Origin of the sequence: Sphingomonas pseudosanguinis, assembly GCF_052056765.1 — a bacterium.
Lineage (GTDB): Bacteria > Pseudomonadota > Alphaproteobacteria > Sphingomonadales > Sphingomonadaceae > Sphingomonas > Sphingomonas pseudosanguinis.
This window is the reverse complement of record NZ_CP189888.1, coordinates 605968-621794: the sequence shown is the minus strand read 5'-3', so window position 1 is coordinate 621794 and position 15827 is coordinate 605968. Positions and strand designations below refer to the sequence as shown.

15 protein-coding genes are annotated in these 15827 nt (G+C 67.1%); all 15 read right to left on the bottom strand.

Translation table 11 applies throughout. The annotated features are described in order from the left end of the window. Positions 1–8 precede the first annotated feature (8 nt). The 15 genes from ACQHGV_RS02840 to ACQHGV_RS02770 all read right to left on the bottom strand — a co-directional run bounded on the left by ACQHGV_RS02840 (position 9) and on the right by ACQHGV_RS02770 (position 15773). On the bottom strand, positions 9–1721 hold the full coding sequence (locus ACQHGV_RS02840) for a ShlB/FhaC/HecB family hemolysin secretion/activation protein (RefSeq protein ID WP_440979351.1): 1713 nt from the start codon (positions 1719–1721) through the stop codon (positions 9–11). Positions 1722–1840: 119 nt separating this feature from the next. Continuing rightward, a complete protein-coding gene (locus tag ACQHGV_RS02835) occupies positions 1841–2323 on the bottom strand; it encodes a hypothetical protein (protein WP_440979350.1) in 483 nt (160 codons plus the stop codon). A gap of 146 nt (positions 2324–2469) precedes the next feature. Further along, positions 2470–2892: a hypothetical protein gene (locus ACQHGV_RS02830; RefSeq protein WP_440979349.1), complete on the bottom strand. Its 423-nt coding sequence runs from the start codon at positions 2890–2892 to the stop codon at positions 2470–2472. A gap of 36 nt (positions 2893–2928) precedes the next feature. Beyond that, positions 2929–5574: a type VI secretion system ATPase TssH gene (gene tssH / locus ACQHGV_RS02825; protein WP_440979348.1), complete on the bottom strand. Its 2646-nt coding sequence runs from the start codon at positions 5572–5574 to the stop codon at positions 2929–2931. 52 nt (positions 5575–5626) lie between these two features. Then, complete coding sequence (locus tag ACQHGV_RS02820; protein WP_440979347.1) at positions 5627–6154, bottom strand: hypothetical protein; 528 nt, start codon at positions 6152–6154, stop codon at positions 5627–5629. Further along, positions 6151–7068, bottom strand: a complete 918-nt coding sequence (locus tag ACQHGV_RS02815) for a glycoside hydrolase family protein (RefSeq protein ID WP_440979346.1) — start codon at positions 7066–7068, stop codon at positions 6151–6153. The genes ACQHGV_RS02820 and ACQHGV_RS02815 overlap by 4 nt, the downstream gene beginning before the upstream one ends. Continuing rightward, positions 7065–8108 (bottom strand): type VI secretion system baseplate subunit TssG, encoded by a 1044-nt coding sequence (tssG, locus tag ACQHGV_RS02810; protein ID WP_440979345.1) that lies wholly within the window; start codon positions 8106–8108, stop codon positions 7065–7067. Before tssG ends, ACQHGV_RS02815 begins: the two co-directional genes overlap by 4 nt. Next, positions 8072–9952, bottom strand: a complete 1881-nt coding sequence (gene tssF / locus ACQHGV_RS02805) for a type VI secretion system baseplate subunit TssF (RefSeq protein WP_440979344.1) — start codon at positions 9950–9952, stop codon at positions 8072–8074. The genes tssG and tssF overlap by 37 nt, the downstream gene beginning before the upstream one ends. Further along, positions 9945–10478, bottom strand: coding sequence for a type VI secretion system baseplate subunit TssE (gene tssE, locus ACQHGV_RS02800; protein ID WP_183952861.1), 534 nt, complete (start codon positions 10476–10478; stop codon positions 9945–9947). Before tssE ends, tssF begins: the two co-directional genes overlap by 8 nt. An 8-nt stretch (positions 10479–10486) precedes the next feature. Next, the gene (locus tag ACQHGV_RS02795; RefSeq protein WP_440979343.1) at positions 10487–11287 is read right to left on the bottom strand and encodes a type VI secretion system accessory protein TagJ; all 801 of its coding nucleotides are present in this window, start codon (positions 11285–11287) and stop codon (positions 10487–10489) included. 56 nt (positions 11288–11343) lie between these two features. Beyond that, positions 11344–11838, bottom strand: a complete 495-nt coding sequence (locus tag ACQHGV_RS02790) for an Hcp family type VI secretion system effector (protein WP_183952859.1) — start codon at positions 11836–11838, stop codon at positions 11344–11346. Positions 11839–11882: 44 nt separating this feature from the next. Further along, a complete protein-coding gene (gene tssC, locus ACQHGV_RS02785; protein WP_183952858.1) occupies positions 11883–13379 on the bottom strand; it encodes a type VI secretion system contractile sheath large subunit in 1497 nt (498 codons plus the stop codon). A 27-nt stretch (positions 13380–13406) separates the two neighbouring features. Beyond that, positions 13407–13958: a type VI secretion system contractile sheath small subunit gene (tssB, locus tag ACQHGV_RS02780; protein WP_440979342.1), complete on the bottom strand. Its 552-nt coding sequence runs from the start codon at positions 13956–13958 to the stop codon at positions 13407–13409. Positions 13959–14025: 67 nt separating this feature from the next. Then, complete coding sequence (locus tag ACQHGV_RS02775) at positions 14026–15024, bottom strand: ImpA family type VI secretion system protein (RefSeq protein ID WP_440979341.1); 999 nt, start codon at positions 15022–15024, stop codon at positions 14026–14028. Between the two features lie 14 nt (positions 15025–15038). Next, complete coding sequence (locus ACQHGV_RS02770) at positions 15039–15773, bottom strand: OmpA family protein (RefSeq protein ID WP_440979340.1); 735 nt, start codon at positions 15771–15773, stop codon at positions 15039–15041. Between the last annotated feature and the right edge of the window lie 54 nt (positions 15774–15827).

The following is a 15827-nucleotide window of genomic DNA, read 5'->3' as shown; positions in this document are numbered from 1 at the left end:
ACACTCTCCTATCGGGCGGCATCCCGCAGCTGCATGGTCAACGACACCAGCACGCGGTCGGTCGGCCGCTGGCGATCGAGCAACAGCGCACGGTCCAACGGCTTGGCATAGGCGACGTCCAGCACCAGCCGGTTGGGCAGCGACAGGCGGATACCGCCGCCTACGCTGTTGAAATTGCGCGGTCCCTCGATCGCGGTCCGGTCCAGGTTACGCAAATACAGATGATCGTAAAAGCCATAGAACTGCGTGCCCAGCCCCGACACCACGGGCAGGTCGGCGCGCAGCTCGGCCCGCCCGCCCAGCGCACGGTCGCCACTGTTGGAACCCGGATCGTAACCGCGCCCGATGGTCAGGCTGCCCAGCGCGAATTCCTCGTAATTCAGGAGCGGCCGGTCGGCCCACTGCACCTGACCGATGCCGGCGATGCTGAAGATCGGCCCCAGATTGAGCGTCGCATCCATCACGCCGCGTACCACCCAGGCCTCGGCACTGCCATCCAGCCGCGAGGTCAGCTGGCCGCTCTGGAAGCCGCGCTCGCTGGCGTTCAGGATGCCCAGCCCCTTGCGCACCTCGCCCGAAGCCGCGAGCGCCAGCCAGACATTGCCGTTGCGGTCGAGGAACTGGCGATCGGCGTCCAGCCCGACGAACAGCACGCGCAACCGGTCGCGGGTCAGCGTGACCGAGCGGTCGCCCGAGCCGACGCGCGAGACCTGATCGATGAAGTCGAACCCGCCGCGCGCCCGCGCATTGGCGCGCAACGAACGGATCAGCGGCTGAGTCACGTCGAACCCGGTGATCAGCGTGTTGGTGCGCAGGTCGAGCGCACCCAGATCGGGCCGCGACCAGGCATAGGTACCGCGAATGCCGAAGCTGGTGCCGCTGTCGTTCAACTGGAACACATGACCGCCCTGGACGATCTGCTGCTCCTTGAAATCGGCGGTGCTCGACAGGCCCAGATAGGTCAGGTCGCTGAGGCCCGTCAGGCCATAAATCTCGCCGCGCGCATAGAGCGTCTCGCGACCCAGCTGGCGCGCATTGTAGTTCTGCGCATTGGCATAAAGCGCGAAACGGCGCGAGCTGACGGTCAGATCGCCGATCACCGTGCCCCGCTCGCCACCCGACGGACGCAGCGACAAGGCGACGTCGAGACCGGGCAGGTCGCCGGTCAACAGCAACAGCCGCTCGGCCTCGCGCTCGTTGAGCGGGTCCATCGCCTTCAGCGCGTCGATCCGGCGGCGGAGCAGCGCCTCATAGCGCCCCGCCTCGCCCCGGACACGGACATCGACGATGCGCGCGGTCACGACCTGAAGGCGCAGCACGCCGTCATTGATCTCCTGCGCCGGAATCTGGACCGAGGCGATCCAGCCCCCACGGCGCAGCGCCGCGTTGGCGGCATCGCGCACGTCACAGATCACCTTGATCGGCTGGTCCCCCTGCGGCGCCTCCAGCCCGGCCAGCGCCTCGGCGATCTGCGGCTGGAGCGGCGAGCCGTCGGGCCGACTGAACGCGACCGAGCGGATCGTCAGCCGCAGCGTCGATTCGTCGAACGGGCAGTTGGACACGGGCACCGCGCCCTGCGCATCGACGCGCGCGGTCGACTCGGTACGCGGCTGTGGAGCCGGCGGCGTCACCTCCTGCCGGGTCGGCAGCTGCGGCGTCGTCACCTGCGCCATGGCCGTGGCGGGCAGGGTCAGCGCGACCAACCCGCCCAGCATCTTCATTCGTTCGGCAACCCGCGTCCGCAACTCGTCTACTCCCCCTTGTTACCGGTCCCGGCGATCTTCCTAGCGCCGGCGCTCCTTCCGCGCCCAGGTCGTCCTTATCCGCCGTCCCGCGATCGTCAGTCCTCGGCCTCGTAATAGATTTGCGTCAGCCGCCATCCGGCCGTGCCATGCGTGAACTCCATATCGCCGAAGCGGAACCGGTCCGCCGGCATCTGCGGATCGCGCCGGGGCACCGGCGTCGCCGCCAGCATCGCCCGCTGACTGCGCCCCGCATCATCGACGCCATCGGGCTGGGCGAGCAGCTTGGCGAGCACCGGCGGCACTTGGTCGGGCGTCAGCCGCTTAACCGGCACATCGTCCAGTTCGCCACGCTGCGTCACGATCGGCGCGCTCAAGCGGGCGATCCCCGCCGCATCATGGGCGAGTGCGGCCTTGCGGAATGTCGTCCAGAAACCCGGTAGCGTCCTGGCCGCCTGCGAAACGGCGGCGTTCGCCTCGGCCGATCGCGGCGCAATAGCCTGCGCCCCGATGCTGCCTGCGAGCAGCCCCGAAGATGTCAGACCCCATATCCCGGCACGCACCAGAATAGCGTTTCGCAATCAAAACCCCTTTCTGATTGCCCCTGGCCTCATCTGTCCTGTCGTCGACTGCTCACAAGACATAATGATGACGCCAACAGAACGAATTTGCGCCAGCCCCGATCCATCGCATCTGGATAAAATAGGTTAGCCCCGGCGGTATTTGCTCACGCATGGCTCGGACAACGCCGTCCGTCACCACGCACCCAGATGCTCGTCAGAAAGCGCATGCCCGCAACCGCGCCACAGCGGCGATACCCCTGCGCCGGAAGCGCCCGCCCTGACCAGATATGCAGCGTCAGCGCCGCCACGGGTGCCAATATGAGCCAACCGATGGCGAGCAGGGACATCCCCCTGTGCCACCGCAAAGGCAAGCGGATGATTATGATCACACCGATCGCCGTCATGGCCGCCGCCGCCGGAATCATAGCGGCGCCTCCTGTGCGGACCGTCACGACGGGGACCTGCCGCACGACCGCGTCATGGATAGCCAGGACATCGCTCAACCCCAGATAACCGCATACCAAGGCAAGCGTTACCAGCGCCAGCCCAAGGCCCCGATCGCGCACGCTATGCCGCGGGGTTTCCATCGACCGCCCGCTTCATGACCGCGATGACCAGCCCCCTCATGATCCCACCGCCTCATCAAGCGGCAGCGCAGCGGGTGTCGCCGCGGCGCCATCGAAACGATAGCTGAGCGTATCGCCCGCCATCTCGACGGTGATCGTCGCCACCTCTTCGCCGCGCATCCGCCGATCGAGCAGCGCGATCGACATGTCGGGCAGCAGGCTGTTGGTCAGGATCGCGTCGATCATCCGCCCGCCCGACGCCGCCTGGGTGCAGCGCGCGACGATATGGTCGACCACCGCATCGTCGATGGTCAGGACGATGCCATGCTGCTCCGCGACACGCCGCACGATGCGGTTCAGCTGCAACCGGACGATCCCCGCCAGCACCGGCTTGGACAGCGGGTAATAGGGCAGCACCAGCAACCGCCCGAGCAGCGCCGGCGGAAACACCTTGAGCAGTTCGGGACGCAGCGCCTCGGCCAGCCCGTCCGGGGTCGGCGCCAGTTCGTCATCCTCGGTCAGCGTGGCGATCAGATCGGTGCCGACATTGCTGGTCAGCAGGATGATCGTGTTGCGGAAATCGATATGCCGCCCCTCGGCATCGTTCATGAAGCCCTTGTCGAACACCTGGAAGAAGAGTTCGTGGACGTCCGGGTGCGCCTTTTCAATCTCGTCGAGCAGCACCACCGAATAAGGGCGGCGGCGCACCGCCTCGGTCAGGACGCCGCCCTGGCCATAGCCGACATAGCCCGCCGGCGCGCCCTTCAGCGTCGAGACGCTGTGCGCTTCCTGAAACTCGCTCATGTTGATGACGATCATCGAATCGTCGCCCGAGAACAGCAGTTCGGACAGCGCATGCGCGGTCTCGGTCTTGCCCACGCCCGAGGGGCCGCAGAGCATGAAGACGCCGACCGGCTTGTCGGGATTGTCGAGCTTGGCGCGCGAGGTCTGCACCCGCCGGGCGATCGCGTCCATAGCGTGGTCCTGGCCGATGACCCGGTCCTTCAGCGCATCGGCGATGGTCAGGACGCTCGCGATCTCGTCCTTGACCATCCGGCCGACCGGGATGCCGGTCCAGTCGCCGACGACCGCCGCGATCGCATCGCCGTCGACCATGCCGAACACCATCGGCGCATCCCCCGCCGCCGCGCGCGCCGCCGCCAGCGCGGTGTCGAGCGCGGCCGCATCGCCGCCTTCGCGTGCGGCACGAACCTGTTCGAGCGCGTCCTTTTCTTGCGCCCAGCGCGCCTCGACCGCCTCGACCCCGGCGCGCGCCTCGGCGATCGTCGCGTCCAGTTCGGCGATGCGCTCGTCCCGGCGATAGCGCGCATCGGTCTCGCGCTGGACGATGCCACGCTCGACCTCCAGCAGTTCCAGGCGGCGGCGACGATCCTCGACCACCGCCGGCGTCGCATGCTGCGACACCGCCACGCGCGCCGCCGCCGTGTCGAGCAGGCTGACCGCCTTGTCGGGCAATTGCCGCGCGGGCACATAGCGCTGCGACAAAGTCACCGCCGCCGCGACCGCCTCGTCGAGGATGACGACGCCGTGATGCGCCTCCATCGCGGGCATCACCGAACGCAGCATGGCGATCGCCACATCGGCCTCCGGCTCCGCGACATCGACGACTTGGAACCGCCGGGTGAGCGCGGGGTCCTTCTCGAAATATTGCCGATATTCGGCATAGGTGGTCGCCGCGATCGTGCGCAGCCGCCCGCGCGCCAGGGCGGGCTTCAGCAGATTGGCGGCATCGCCCGTCCCCGCCTGTCCCCCCGCGCCGATCAGCGTATGCGCCTCGTCGACGAACAGGATCACGGGCGAGGCCGCGCCCTCCACCTCGTCGATTACCTGGCGCAGCCGCTTCTCGAACTCGCCCTTTACGCCCGCACCCGCCTGCATCAGCGTCACGTCGAGCGAACGCAGCGTCACGCCGGTCAGCGCAGGGGGCACATCGCCATCGGCGATCCGCCGCGCCAGCCCCTCGACCACCGCCGTCTTGCCGACGCCCGCCTCGCCCACCAGGATCGGGTTGTTCTGCCGCCGCCGCATCAGCACGTCGATCAACTGGCGGATCTCGGCGTCGCGACCGACCACGGGATCGATCTCGCCCGCCGCCGCACGCGCGGTCAGATCGACCGAATAGCGGGCCAGCGCCTCGCCGACCGGCGCCGGGCTGGAAGCGGCGGGCGTCGCTCCGCCCGCAGCCTCGACGGCCGGCGCGGTGCTTTCGCGCGAGGGCGCGACGATCGCCTCGAACTCGCGCGCCAGCCGATCCGCAGAGACCTTACGCCACTCGTTGCTGGTCGCGAACAGCGCGCTGCGCAGCGTCGCGGTCTTCAGCATGCCATAGAGAAGATGCCCGGTCCGCACCTTGCCCGCGCCGAACTGCAGCGAGGCGTAAAGCCAGCCCTTCTCGATCGCCTCCTCGACCTGCGGCGCGAAATCGGAAATCGCCGAGGCCCCGCGCGGCAATATGTCGAGCGCCCCGACGATGTCGCGCGCCAACGCCGCCTCGTCGATCCCGAACGCCGCCCGAATCGCGGCGACATCCCCGGTCGCATCCTGAACGAGCAGGTGCAGCCAATGGACCAGCTCGACATAAGGGTTGCCCCGCATCCGGGCGAAACCGGTGGCGGACTCGATCGCCTGAAGCGCCGTCGCATCGAGACGACCGAACAGGGCGGTACGGCTGATATCGGTCATGCTGATCCTTGTCTGGCGAGGGATTGGAGGGCTGGCGGTCAGGGGCGCGGGGTCATGACTGGCATTCGCCCGCCAGCAAGCCGAACCCGCTTTCCAGCTGCAAAGCGGCATTGCCGGTCGGCGTATCGCCCTTTTCCGGTATCGACAGTTCGACGGGCGGTCCGTCCCGCTCGATCTTGATGATGCGACGTCCTGACGTGGTCCGGCTCACGACATTGCCCACCTTGTGCCAATCGACCTTCGTGGACCCGGCGGCCGTGACGATGCTCGTCGTGCAGCGATCGTCGAGGCGAAAATCGGTGATGCGCGCATCCTCCAGCGTACCGCCGTCGAGCAGGATTTCGCGGTACAGCTTCGCCCCGGTCTGGTTCGTGCGGTCGATCGTCGGTGCGGTCTGAGCCGCCGCCTCCGTGGCGATCGGCGCAGGGGCATCTGCCGCCATATTCACGGTCTCAGTCGATGTGTCGCCCGATCCGATGGCGTTCGCCGTCGTGTCATTGGCCACCACCTGCTCGGCCGGTGCGCCACATCCACTGAGGATCAGCGCGGGAACCAGTCCCTTCATCCAGATACGCATCATTCATATTCTCCGTACAAAAACATACGAGCTTCTGCCTCGCGCCGCCGGACCAAGCTGGCGACGACCGTCTTGCCCGATCGAACGTGCTTTTTGATCTCCAGCATCGCGTCATGCTTCTGGCCAGCATTGACCAGCCTCGCAGTTGCGGGCCAGCCAGCGCCGGGATTGTAAACATAGGATACCAGCGCATCGAACTCCTGCTGGTGCAGGGGTACGCGGATGCGGCGTTTCACGATCGCCTCGTAATGCGGGACGACGTGAATGATCAGCTGTCTTTGCTGCCCCTCGGTCAGGTTCAGCAGGTTCTTGTTTTCCTTCACGAAGGCGGTCGCCTGTGCGCCGAACAAGCCCGCGCCCATGGCAGCTGTTCGCGCCGCTGCGGCGGGCACCTGCACCGCGATCAGGTCGCGCTCAATGGCTGCCGCCGTGCGTTCCTTCATATCATAACCGGCGCCGATCGTGACGCCGCTCGACGCCGTGGGATGGTGCAACGCATGGCTGACCTTCCGCTGCGCCTCATGATCGAAGATGAAGTTCCGTCCCTTCAGCGACATATGCATATCGCCCACCGGCGAAGCCTCACCCCGAGGGGCAGGCGCGGTAGTGGCGCGCTGTCGAGCGTTGGCGACGGTAGGGCCAAGGGCACCGGGATTGCGACCAGCCTGACGCTGCGCACCCGGCAGGCTCGCCGCGCGCCCGCCGGTGGCGGCTCGCTGCAACGCACCGGCAGTATGGCGGCCAACGATTCCATCGGGGGGATACAGCCCTACCCGACGCTGAAATGCGCGCACCGCACGTTCGGTTTGCGAGCCGAATATGCCATCGGCCTGCAGGCTGGGATCGGTCGATTGGAGCTGCCGTTGTAACGCCCGCACGGCGTCGCCGCGACTGCCCATTCGCATCGTTCCTGTCATGCGACATCACTCCTGTGCAACTGTTCCTTCTGTGCCTTGCCCCCGGTCCGCCGCAGGTGCGCGTCACGGCGCACGTCGCTCCCGCCCCCGCCCAGCCATCCCGACCAGCCCAGCCGCGTGCGCCCGTCCAGCCGTGCCGCCGGCGCCTGTTCGGCGGGGGTTTCCAGGGCGACGTCCCATTCTAGGTGGCTGGGGGCGAAGGCGTCGAGCGCTTCGGACAGGATGGCGAAGCGTTTGCCGCCGGGCAGCAGCGCCTCGTAATCGGCGCGCGAGCGGGCGCGGATGACCACGCGGAAGGCGTCGGAGGCGACGCGGGTGCGGCGGCCCAGCACCATGCCTTCGCCAAAACCGCTGAACTGACGGCCGAGCCGGGTCTGGTCCTCCGGCTCGATGTCGCGCCAACGCGGCTGATATTCCAGCACGCGTACGCTCTGGCCGAGCAGATGGGTCAGCGCATCCTCGATCGCGCCGGCGCTGCGCCGCCCGGCGAACAGCGCAGCATAATGAAGCCGGGCATGGGCGGGAAAGGCGCCGTTCGGCTTGGCCCCTTGCGTCGCGCCGGTCAGCCGCGCGGCCTGTTCGGCGAAGCGGTCGTCCTGCGGGCGGTCGGCCTGCGCCGCCGGCTGTGAATCCGCCCAGGCGCGGTAGAAGAATTGCAGCATCCGCCCGGCCAGCACATCCAGCCAGCGACCAAAGGGTTGTTGCCGGGCATAGCGGCGCTCGAACGCGGCGAACTCGGTCAGATGCTGGGGCAGCGGCCCCATCGGCCCGGTCAAGCCCAGCCAATGCCCCTCGACGCGCGCCCGCCCGTCCTTGACCGCGACCCCGGCCAGCGTCGAGTCCGGAAAGGCGAGCGTGGGCACCTGTGCCAGATCGGCGATGCTCTGCGCCGGCCGCCGGGCGCGGCCGAGGCGCGGCAGATGCGGCGCGCGCGCCTCCGCCCCGCGCGCGATGGGGAACAGCCCATGCCGCTTGGTGTCCGCCGCCGCGGCCGCCAGGAAGCTCAGATGGTCGGCCGGCGACCGATCCTCAGCGGCCATCGCTGAAACTCCCCTTCATTGACGCTGGCGACATGGGTTTCGGTAAAGGCGTTGATGCTGGCGAACTCGGCTAGGAAGCGCTCCAGCACCGCCGAGAACAGGAATTTGCGTTCCTTGTCGAAGGCCTTGTCATCGAGCGTGACATGGATGCGATGCCCGCGCGCGATCGCCATCCGGTCCATGCCGGGCACGCGCCGCGCGATGCGGGTCGAGCGGATCGCGGTGACGCCGTCGATCTGGCGGCGCGCATCGGCGTCGTCGGGGCGGCCATAGAGCGCTAAGTGATCGCGCAGCACCTGCGGATCGCTGCCCTCCTCGGGCGCGATCGTCATGTAATTGGGGGTCAGGTGACCGATCACCCGCCAGGCCGCATCGCCCATGCCCAAAGGCGGCTGCGGCCGGGTCGGCGCGCGCAGCACCGTCACCGCGCGCGCGGGCACGCCCGAGACGATGAAATGCTGGTCGCCGCGAAAGGTCAGCAGTTCGGGCAGCTCGCGATTGGTGACCAGCGCGCGCACCGCTAGTTCGTCGACCTCGTCCAGCCTTGCGGGGTCCGAGGGCGCGGTCAGGCTGAGCCAGGTCTCGGTGCCGGTATATTCGCCGCGCCGCCGCAGGCGCTGCTCGCGCGTCGACAGGCGGCGCGGACGCAATTGCGTCGTGTAGAACAGCGCGTCGCTCCAGTCGTAGAGCAGCGCGCCATAGGCATAGAGCGGCGCGACGGTGCGCGGCGCGACGCCATTGGCGCCGTAGGCCTGCACGTCGAGCACCCGGAACACCTCATAGTCGAGCGGCCGGGCGCGATCGGGGACGACATGATGTTCATGCTCGAACCGCGAGCGGCGGACGCGCCCCAGCTGCTTTTCGAACAGGTTGATCGCGGGCGTCGCGAACAGGCGGAAATTGGCGGGTGCGACCGCATCGTGCAGGACCGGCGACGACCGGTCGAACAACAGCACCACGTCGCACGCCTTGGGACTGGTGCGGAAGGCGCGGTCGAGGCCGGGCAGGTCGACGAACAGGAAGCGTTCGGGACAGGCGAAATATTCGCTGAGCAGGCGATAACCGCGAAACGAGCGCAGCTCGGCGGGCAGCAGCGCCTGGTCATCGGCAAAGCCGACCTGTTCGGGCTGGGGCAGCTTCACCCACCCCTCGGCACCCGCCGCCGCATCCGCCGATCGCGCGACGACCGCCATCGTCTCGCCCATGATCTGGCGATAGAGTTCGCCCGGCACCGCCTCCGACCCCGCGAGATAAAGCGGCAGCGATTTGGGCAGGATTTGCGGCAGGCTGGCCCCCGCCGTCGCCTCGAACCGGATGCGCAGGCCCGCCTCGGCGCGGACATTGGCGGCCCCGGCGAAAGGCGCGACCGCGACGCGGCTCGCCAGATACTCGACCTGGGTGATCTTCAGCGGCCAGAGCGTCACGTCATGGCCGGTGCGGAACTCCACGCTCGCCCCGCCCTGCTCGCCCGCCGCCGCGATCAGGGGGGTGCCGCGCGGCACGGCATGCCCCTTGATCAGGACGGGATCGCCCTCCTTGGGCTCGAACCCGGCGATGCACATGGACGGGGTCGGCGCCAGATAATGCGGCTGGACCGCGTGCAGCAGATGCTGGGTGAATTCGGGATATTGATCCGCGATCTTCAGCTGGACGCGCGCGCCCAGGAAGGCGACCCCCTCCAGCAGGCGCTCGACATAGGGGTCGGGATCGGTCGGGGTCTTCAGGCCCAGCCGGCCCGCGACCGATTCATGCTCCTCGCCGAACGCGCGAGCCTCCTCGCGCAAATAGGCGAGTTCGTCATTGTAGAAGCGCAGCAGCCGGGGATCGATGCCGGCACTACTCACGGACGTTCACCGTCGCCGTCTCCGCCTCCACCTCGGTCCGGAACTTGACCGCGATCGCCTCGGCGGCGGCCGCGATGTCGCCCTGGATCATGAAGTGCAGCGCATGGGGTTCGTCCTCATCCTCGATCGGATCGACGGTCAGCCCGTCGCGCGACAGGCGCGGCTCGAACAGCCGGATCGCGCGGCGAATCTCCCGCGCCCGCGCCAGCACCGCGCGCCGGTTGAGCACGCGCCCCGCCAGATCGGTCAGCCCATAGTTGAGCACCGACTCGGCGACATGCGGATAGCGTTCCAGATCGACCAGCGATTCCAGATTGGTGGTGTTGAACAGCCAGGCCAGATCGCGCCGGATCGTCGCGCGCAACGCCGCCTCGTTGAACCGCTCCAGCCGGGGCACCGAATAATAACGGAAATTCTCGCGGCTGATCTCGGGCGCCTCGTCGCTCATGTCGCGCATGCCCGAAATCTCAAGATCGGCGACCAGCTTGTCGAACAGGGTCGGGGTCAGGCGCTGGGTGACGGGCATGGCCGGCCTCAGTCAAAGCGCAGCTGGCGGAGCGACAACAGACCATGCTCGCCGCCGTCCGACGTCATCAACATTCGCTGGCCGATACCGATCTCGCCGCCCCGCCCATCGTCGCGCCAGTCGGTCGCACGGGCCAGCGCATGGTCCGCGTCCAGCGCGGCCGGATCGCCGATGATCGGATAGCGGGCCGGCAGCAGCACGGCGATGCGCGGGCCGGTCTTCAGCGTGAGTTCGACCGGATACCAGACGAGATCGCGCAGGTCGCGCGGCCCCTCGCTGACCATCACGGCGATGTCGGAAAAAGGGAGCAGCCCGTAACGGCCACCGATGATCGCCTCGATCGTCGGGCCGAAACGCGAGTCCGCGTCGGCGATCCATGCGATCGGCGTGTCATTGAACGAACCGGGGGTGTCGGGGGCCGCCACGAACGCCGTGTCGCGCAAGGCATCGGCCTCCTCGACCCTGCCCTGCGTGGACAATTGCAGCGCTTCGGCGATCTGCAAGGACCAGTCCGGTGCCTCGCCATGAATATCGGCACGCACCGTGCCGGCAAAGACGTCGGCGCGGACGCGTTCCGCGGCGATCGCCTGTCCATAGACGACCGACAGCATCTGCGCCTCGGGCGACAGGCTGGCGAGCGTCGTCAATTGTGTGGCCGCCTTGTCCCATTCGCCGGCCAGCGCCAGCAACTGGAACAGGAACAGCCGGGTCTTGGCATCGCCGGGGGCGGTCCGAGCGGCCTCCACCAGTGCGCGGCGCGCACCGGTGAGGTCGCCGGAGCGGAGCAGGGCGTCCGCGTCGGTCATCATCACTCCTGGATCGAGAGGGCCAACGCGAACGCCCCGTACCGGACTTTGCGGCGGGTTTAGCCCGCTTCGTTCTGACGGATGTCGTAGTAAGCGGTGACGACGCCGCCGTCCTTGCCGCCCTGTTCGTTCTGCGCCTGATAGTCGAAGGTCACCTTCGCGCAGTTGAACGTCACCGACTCCATGATCGAATCGCCGCCCGACGCACCGTTATTGTGGATGTCGGAGACGATCACGTCCTCGAGACGGATCTTGTAATAGGTCAGCGGCGCATTGCCGTCGCCGGCCTTCTGCGAATAGATGATCGCTTCCTTGATGTGCTTGCCCGAGGCGCAGGCCTTGAACAGCAGCGGCGACGACTTGTCGACTTCCTTCTGGATGCGGATGTCGGAGATTTCGGCCTTGCCCGAACCGCCACCGGCGCCGCCGGTGTGGAACGAACCATGCTGCACCGCGCCGAAGTCGAACGAGATGATGTCGATCTCGTTCGCGTGGTTCTTCTTGCGCGACTCGCCGTTGATGCCGTCAATTTTCAGGAAAAGGTCGACTGCCATGAGATTTCTCCCTCTCTTTGGTCGTGGTCAGATGGAATTTCCGATCATCCCGACGTCTTGGGCAGGCGCGACACCATGCTGAGCGCCACATCCATGCCTTCCAGCTGGTAGTGCGGGACGAACATGAACTTGCCCTTGTAGTAACCCGGATTTTCCTCGTCCGGGATGACCTCGATCTTCGCCTGCTTCAACGGCAGGCGTGCCTTGGTCTCCTCATTGGAGGTCGTGGGCGAGCCGTCGACATATTGCAGGACCCAGTTGTTCAGGTCGCGCTGCAACTGGTCGGCCTCGCGCGATCCGCCCACCCAGTCGCGCACCATGCACTTCAGGTAATGGGCGAAGCGGCAGCTCGCGAAGATATAGGGCAGACGCGCGGACAGGTTGGCGTTCGCGGTCGCCTCCTTCTTGTCATAGGTCGCGGGCCGGTGAACGGTCTGCGCGCCGATGAAGGTCGCCTGATCGGTGTTCTTGCGATGGACCAGCGCCATCAGCCCGGCCGAGGACAGCTCCGCCTCGCGCCGGTCCGAAATCGCGATCTCGGTCGGGCATTTGTAATCGATCCCGCCCTCATCGGTCGGGAAGGTCGCGGTCGGCAGTTCCTCGACGGTGCCCCCCGACTCGACGCCGCGGATGCGCGTCGTCCAGCCATAGGTGTTGAACGCCTCGGTGATGCGCGTGCCCATCGCATAGGCGGCGTTCAGCCACAGATGCGCGTCATGCTCGCCGCCCGTATCCTCTTCGAAATCGAACTCGTCGACCGGCTCGCTCTTGGCGCCATAAACCGGCCGCCCCAGGAAGCGCGGCAGCGCGAGTGCTAGATAGCGGCTGTCCTCCGACTTGCGGAACGAGCGCCACGCGGCATAGTCGGTCGCGTCGAACAGCTTGCCCAGATCGCGCGGATTGGACAGCTCGGTCCAGCGGTCCATGCCCAGCAGCGCGGGCGCAGCGGCGGCGATGAAGGGCGCATGGCTGGCCGCGCCGATCCGCGACAGTCCGCGCATGACCTCCAGATCGGCGGCCGAATGGTCGAAATAATAGTCGCAGACGAATGCGCCATAAGGCTGCCCGCCCAGCTGGCCGAATTCCGACTCGTAGATTTTCTTGAACAGCGGGCTCTGGTCCCAGGCCGCGTCGCGATACTGGCGGAACATCCGCCGGCATTCTTCCTTGGACATGTTCATCACGCGGATTTTCATGTCCTTGCCGGTCGAGGTGTTCATGACGAGATATTCGAGACCTCGCCAGGCCGACTCGAGCTGCTGGAACTCGGGATGATGGATGATCTTGTTGATCTGTTCAGTCAGCTTGCGGTCGATCGCCGCGCGCATCGCATCGACCGTGGCGAACACGTCGCCCCCGATCACCTGCGCATTTTGCAGCGCCTGTTCGGCCAGCGTCTGCACCGCCGCCTCGATCCGCGTCTTGCGCTCGTCATTGGCGGGGCGGAACTCCTTTTGCAGGAGCGCCTGGAATTCGGAAAGCTCGCCCTCAGCCTCGGCGGGGGCGGCGGCGTCGGTCTGTCTCAGCGCGTCTTGAGCCATGGGTCGCTCCGGAATTGAGGTGGGGGATCAGGCCTGGACCGGCGGCGTGCCGGCATCGTCGTTCGAAGCATGCTGCTCCGCCGCCGCGTCGTCGCGCGCGGCCGACAGCGCCTTCAACAGCGCCGGGTCCTTCAGCACCTTGTCGAGCAGGTCCTGCGCGCCATGCTTGCCATCCATATAGGACAGCAGATCCTCCAACTGGGTCCGCGCCTCGAGCAGCTTGGACAGCGGCTCGATATTCTTGGCGATCTCGCCGGGCGAGAAGTCCTTCATCGACGAGAAGGTCAGGTCGACGCCCAGCTTGCCCTCGCCCGACAGCGTGTTGTCGACCGCGAAGGCGACGCGCGGGGCGATCGCCTCCATCCGCTGGTCCATATTGTCCATGTCGAAATCGACGAACTCGCGAACCTCGGCGGCCTTCTTGTCCTTCAGGCTCTTGCCCGACAGATCGGACAGCACACCCATGACGAACGGCAGCTCGATCTTCTGGCGCGCGCCATAGGTTTCGACTTCATATTCGATATGGACGCGCGGCTTGCGGTTCTCGCGAATGAAGCGCTGACCGCTCTTGATAGCCATGACTGCCTCCCTGTTTCACTTTCGGCTAAAGCGCCGAACGCGCATCGTTACGGGTAAGTTTCAATCGCTACATCAAATCCGAGGACGAGCCGCCGGAGTCCCGTGCCATCAATACGACACTGGCCTCATTGCCACTACCCGGCGCTATGTCCTTCAGAATCTCCATGAAGTCCATGGTAATCCATGACTTTATTCGCTTCAACCCGATCGGGATCGGACTTGATGGTTCAGAGCGTGCATAATATGCGATGATCTGATCGATCGATTTGGCGACATCCTCGCGATTGTTGATGCGCCCGGCAACGAAACCGGCGGAATTTGGCTGCGATGCTTGTAGTGAAACTTCACCTATGTTGGTGATTACTTCATCATCATGAGTCGCACCGGTGAACGGCGCCAGCGCACGGGTGATCGTGCGCAGCACGTCATAGGTCGGCTCGAAATTCGTCCCCGTCTCGCCGATCGCGCTGGCGCGGTCTGACAGCACGGCATCGGCGCGTCGGATCGCCGCCTCGATCCGGGTCAGCCGCGCGACGGCCGCCTCCAGCACATCGACCGGCGTGTCCGCGACCGCGGCGCGGAACGGACCATAGCCCGGCTCGCTCGTACCGCCCTCGGCAAAACGCTCCAGATCGGCGCCCGAAAAGCTGCCCAGCCGCGCATGCTGGATCAGCGGCACGCGGCGCAGCGGCCCCAGAAACTCGCCGATCCGTACCAGCGACTCGCATGCGCCGCGCCGCCCCTGGATGCCATATTCCGCGATCGTCGGATGCGCGTCGGTCCACATCCGCTCGAACAGGTCAGCGAGCAGCGTCGCGCCCGACTCGACCGCCTCGAGGTCACCGCTCTGCGCGCCGGCACGCATCCAGTAGATGGCGAGCCAGACGTCGCGCGTCTCCTGCGCCTGGGCGACGATCAGCGCGATGGTGCGCGGCCAGTCGACCTCTTCGCCGTCATCGGCAAAGGCCTGTTCGATCGCCTGGCGGCCATTGTCATAGGACAGGTCCGGCCCGGCCGGCGCGTCGAGCGACAAGGGCTGCGACAGGGTGTCGATATCGGGTGCCATGCCCGTCGCCCCGCTTAGCGGATCAGTTCCGCCTCGACCCGCCGGTTGGCGGGATCGGTCACCGCATGGCCCGGCAGCGGCGCGGAATAGCCCAGCCCCCGCGCCTGCAACCGGCTGCGGTCCACACCCAGGCTGGCGAGATAATCCGCCACCGCCTGCGCACGCCGCGACGACAGCGACTGGTTGAGCGCGCGACCGCCACGCAGATCGGTATGTCCCTCGATCAGGAAGCGGCGATCGCGCAGTTCGGGCATCTGCAACGAGCGGGCGAAGACCTGCGCCGCCTCGCGCCCTTCTTGTGTCAGCTGGTCGGAATTCAGATGGAAGCCGATCATCAGGTCGGCACGCGGCCGGGCGACGCCGGTGCCGGCCGCCGGCATCGGGGCCGCCGCGCTGTAGCCCGACGCCCTGTTGGCGGCCGCGACCGCCGCCGCGCCGCCGATCCCGCGCCCGCGTCCCGGTGAGGCCGCCGCCGCGCGCCGCTCCGGCCCGCGCGTCGATACCGCCCGGGCGGCGGGGGTGGCGGATGCGTTCGACTCGGCGACCGGCCGGGCGAGGCGGAAGCCCTTGGTGGCGGGCGCGTTGCGAGTCGCCTGCGGCGCCTCGACGCCGTCGCACTTGCCGGCAAAGGTGCAAAGATAGCCCTCGACCGTCGGGCGATCGCCGCCGCCACGCTGTTGCGCGGTCGCGCCACCGGCGATCAGGATCACACCCGGCAGGGCCAGGGTCAGCAGCAGCTTCGTACGCATCGACACCTCTTTGCTTTTGCTCACCTAAGGGGAAAGTCTACTGACCCATAACGC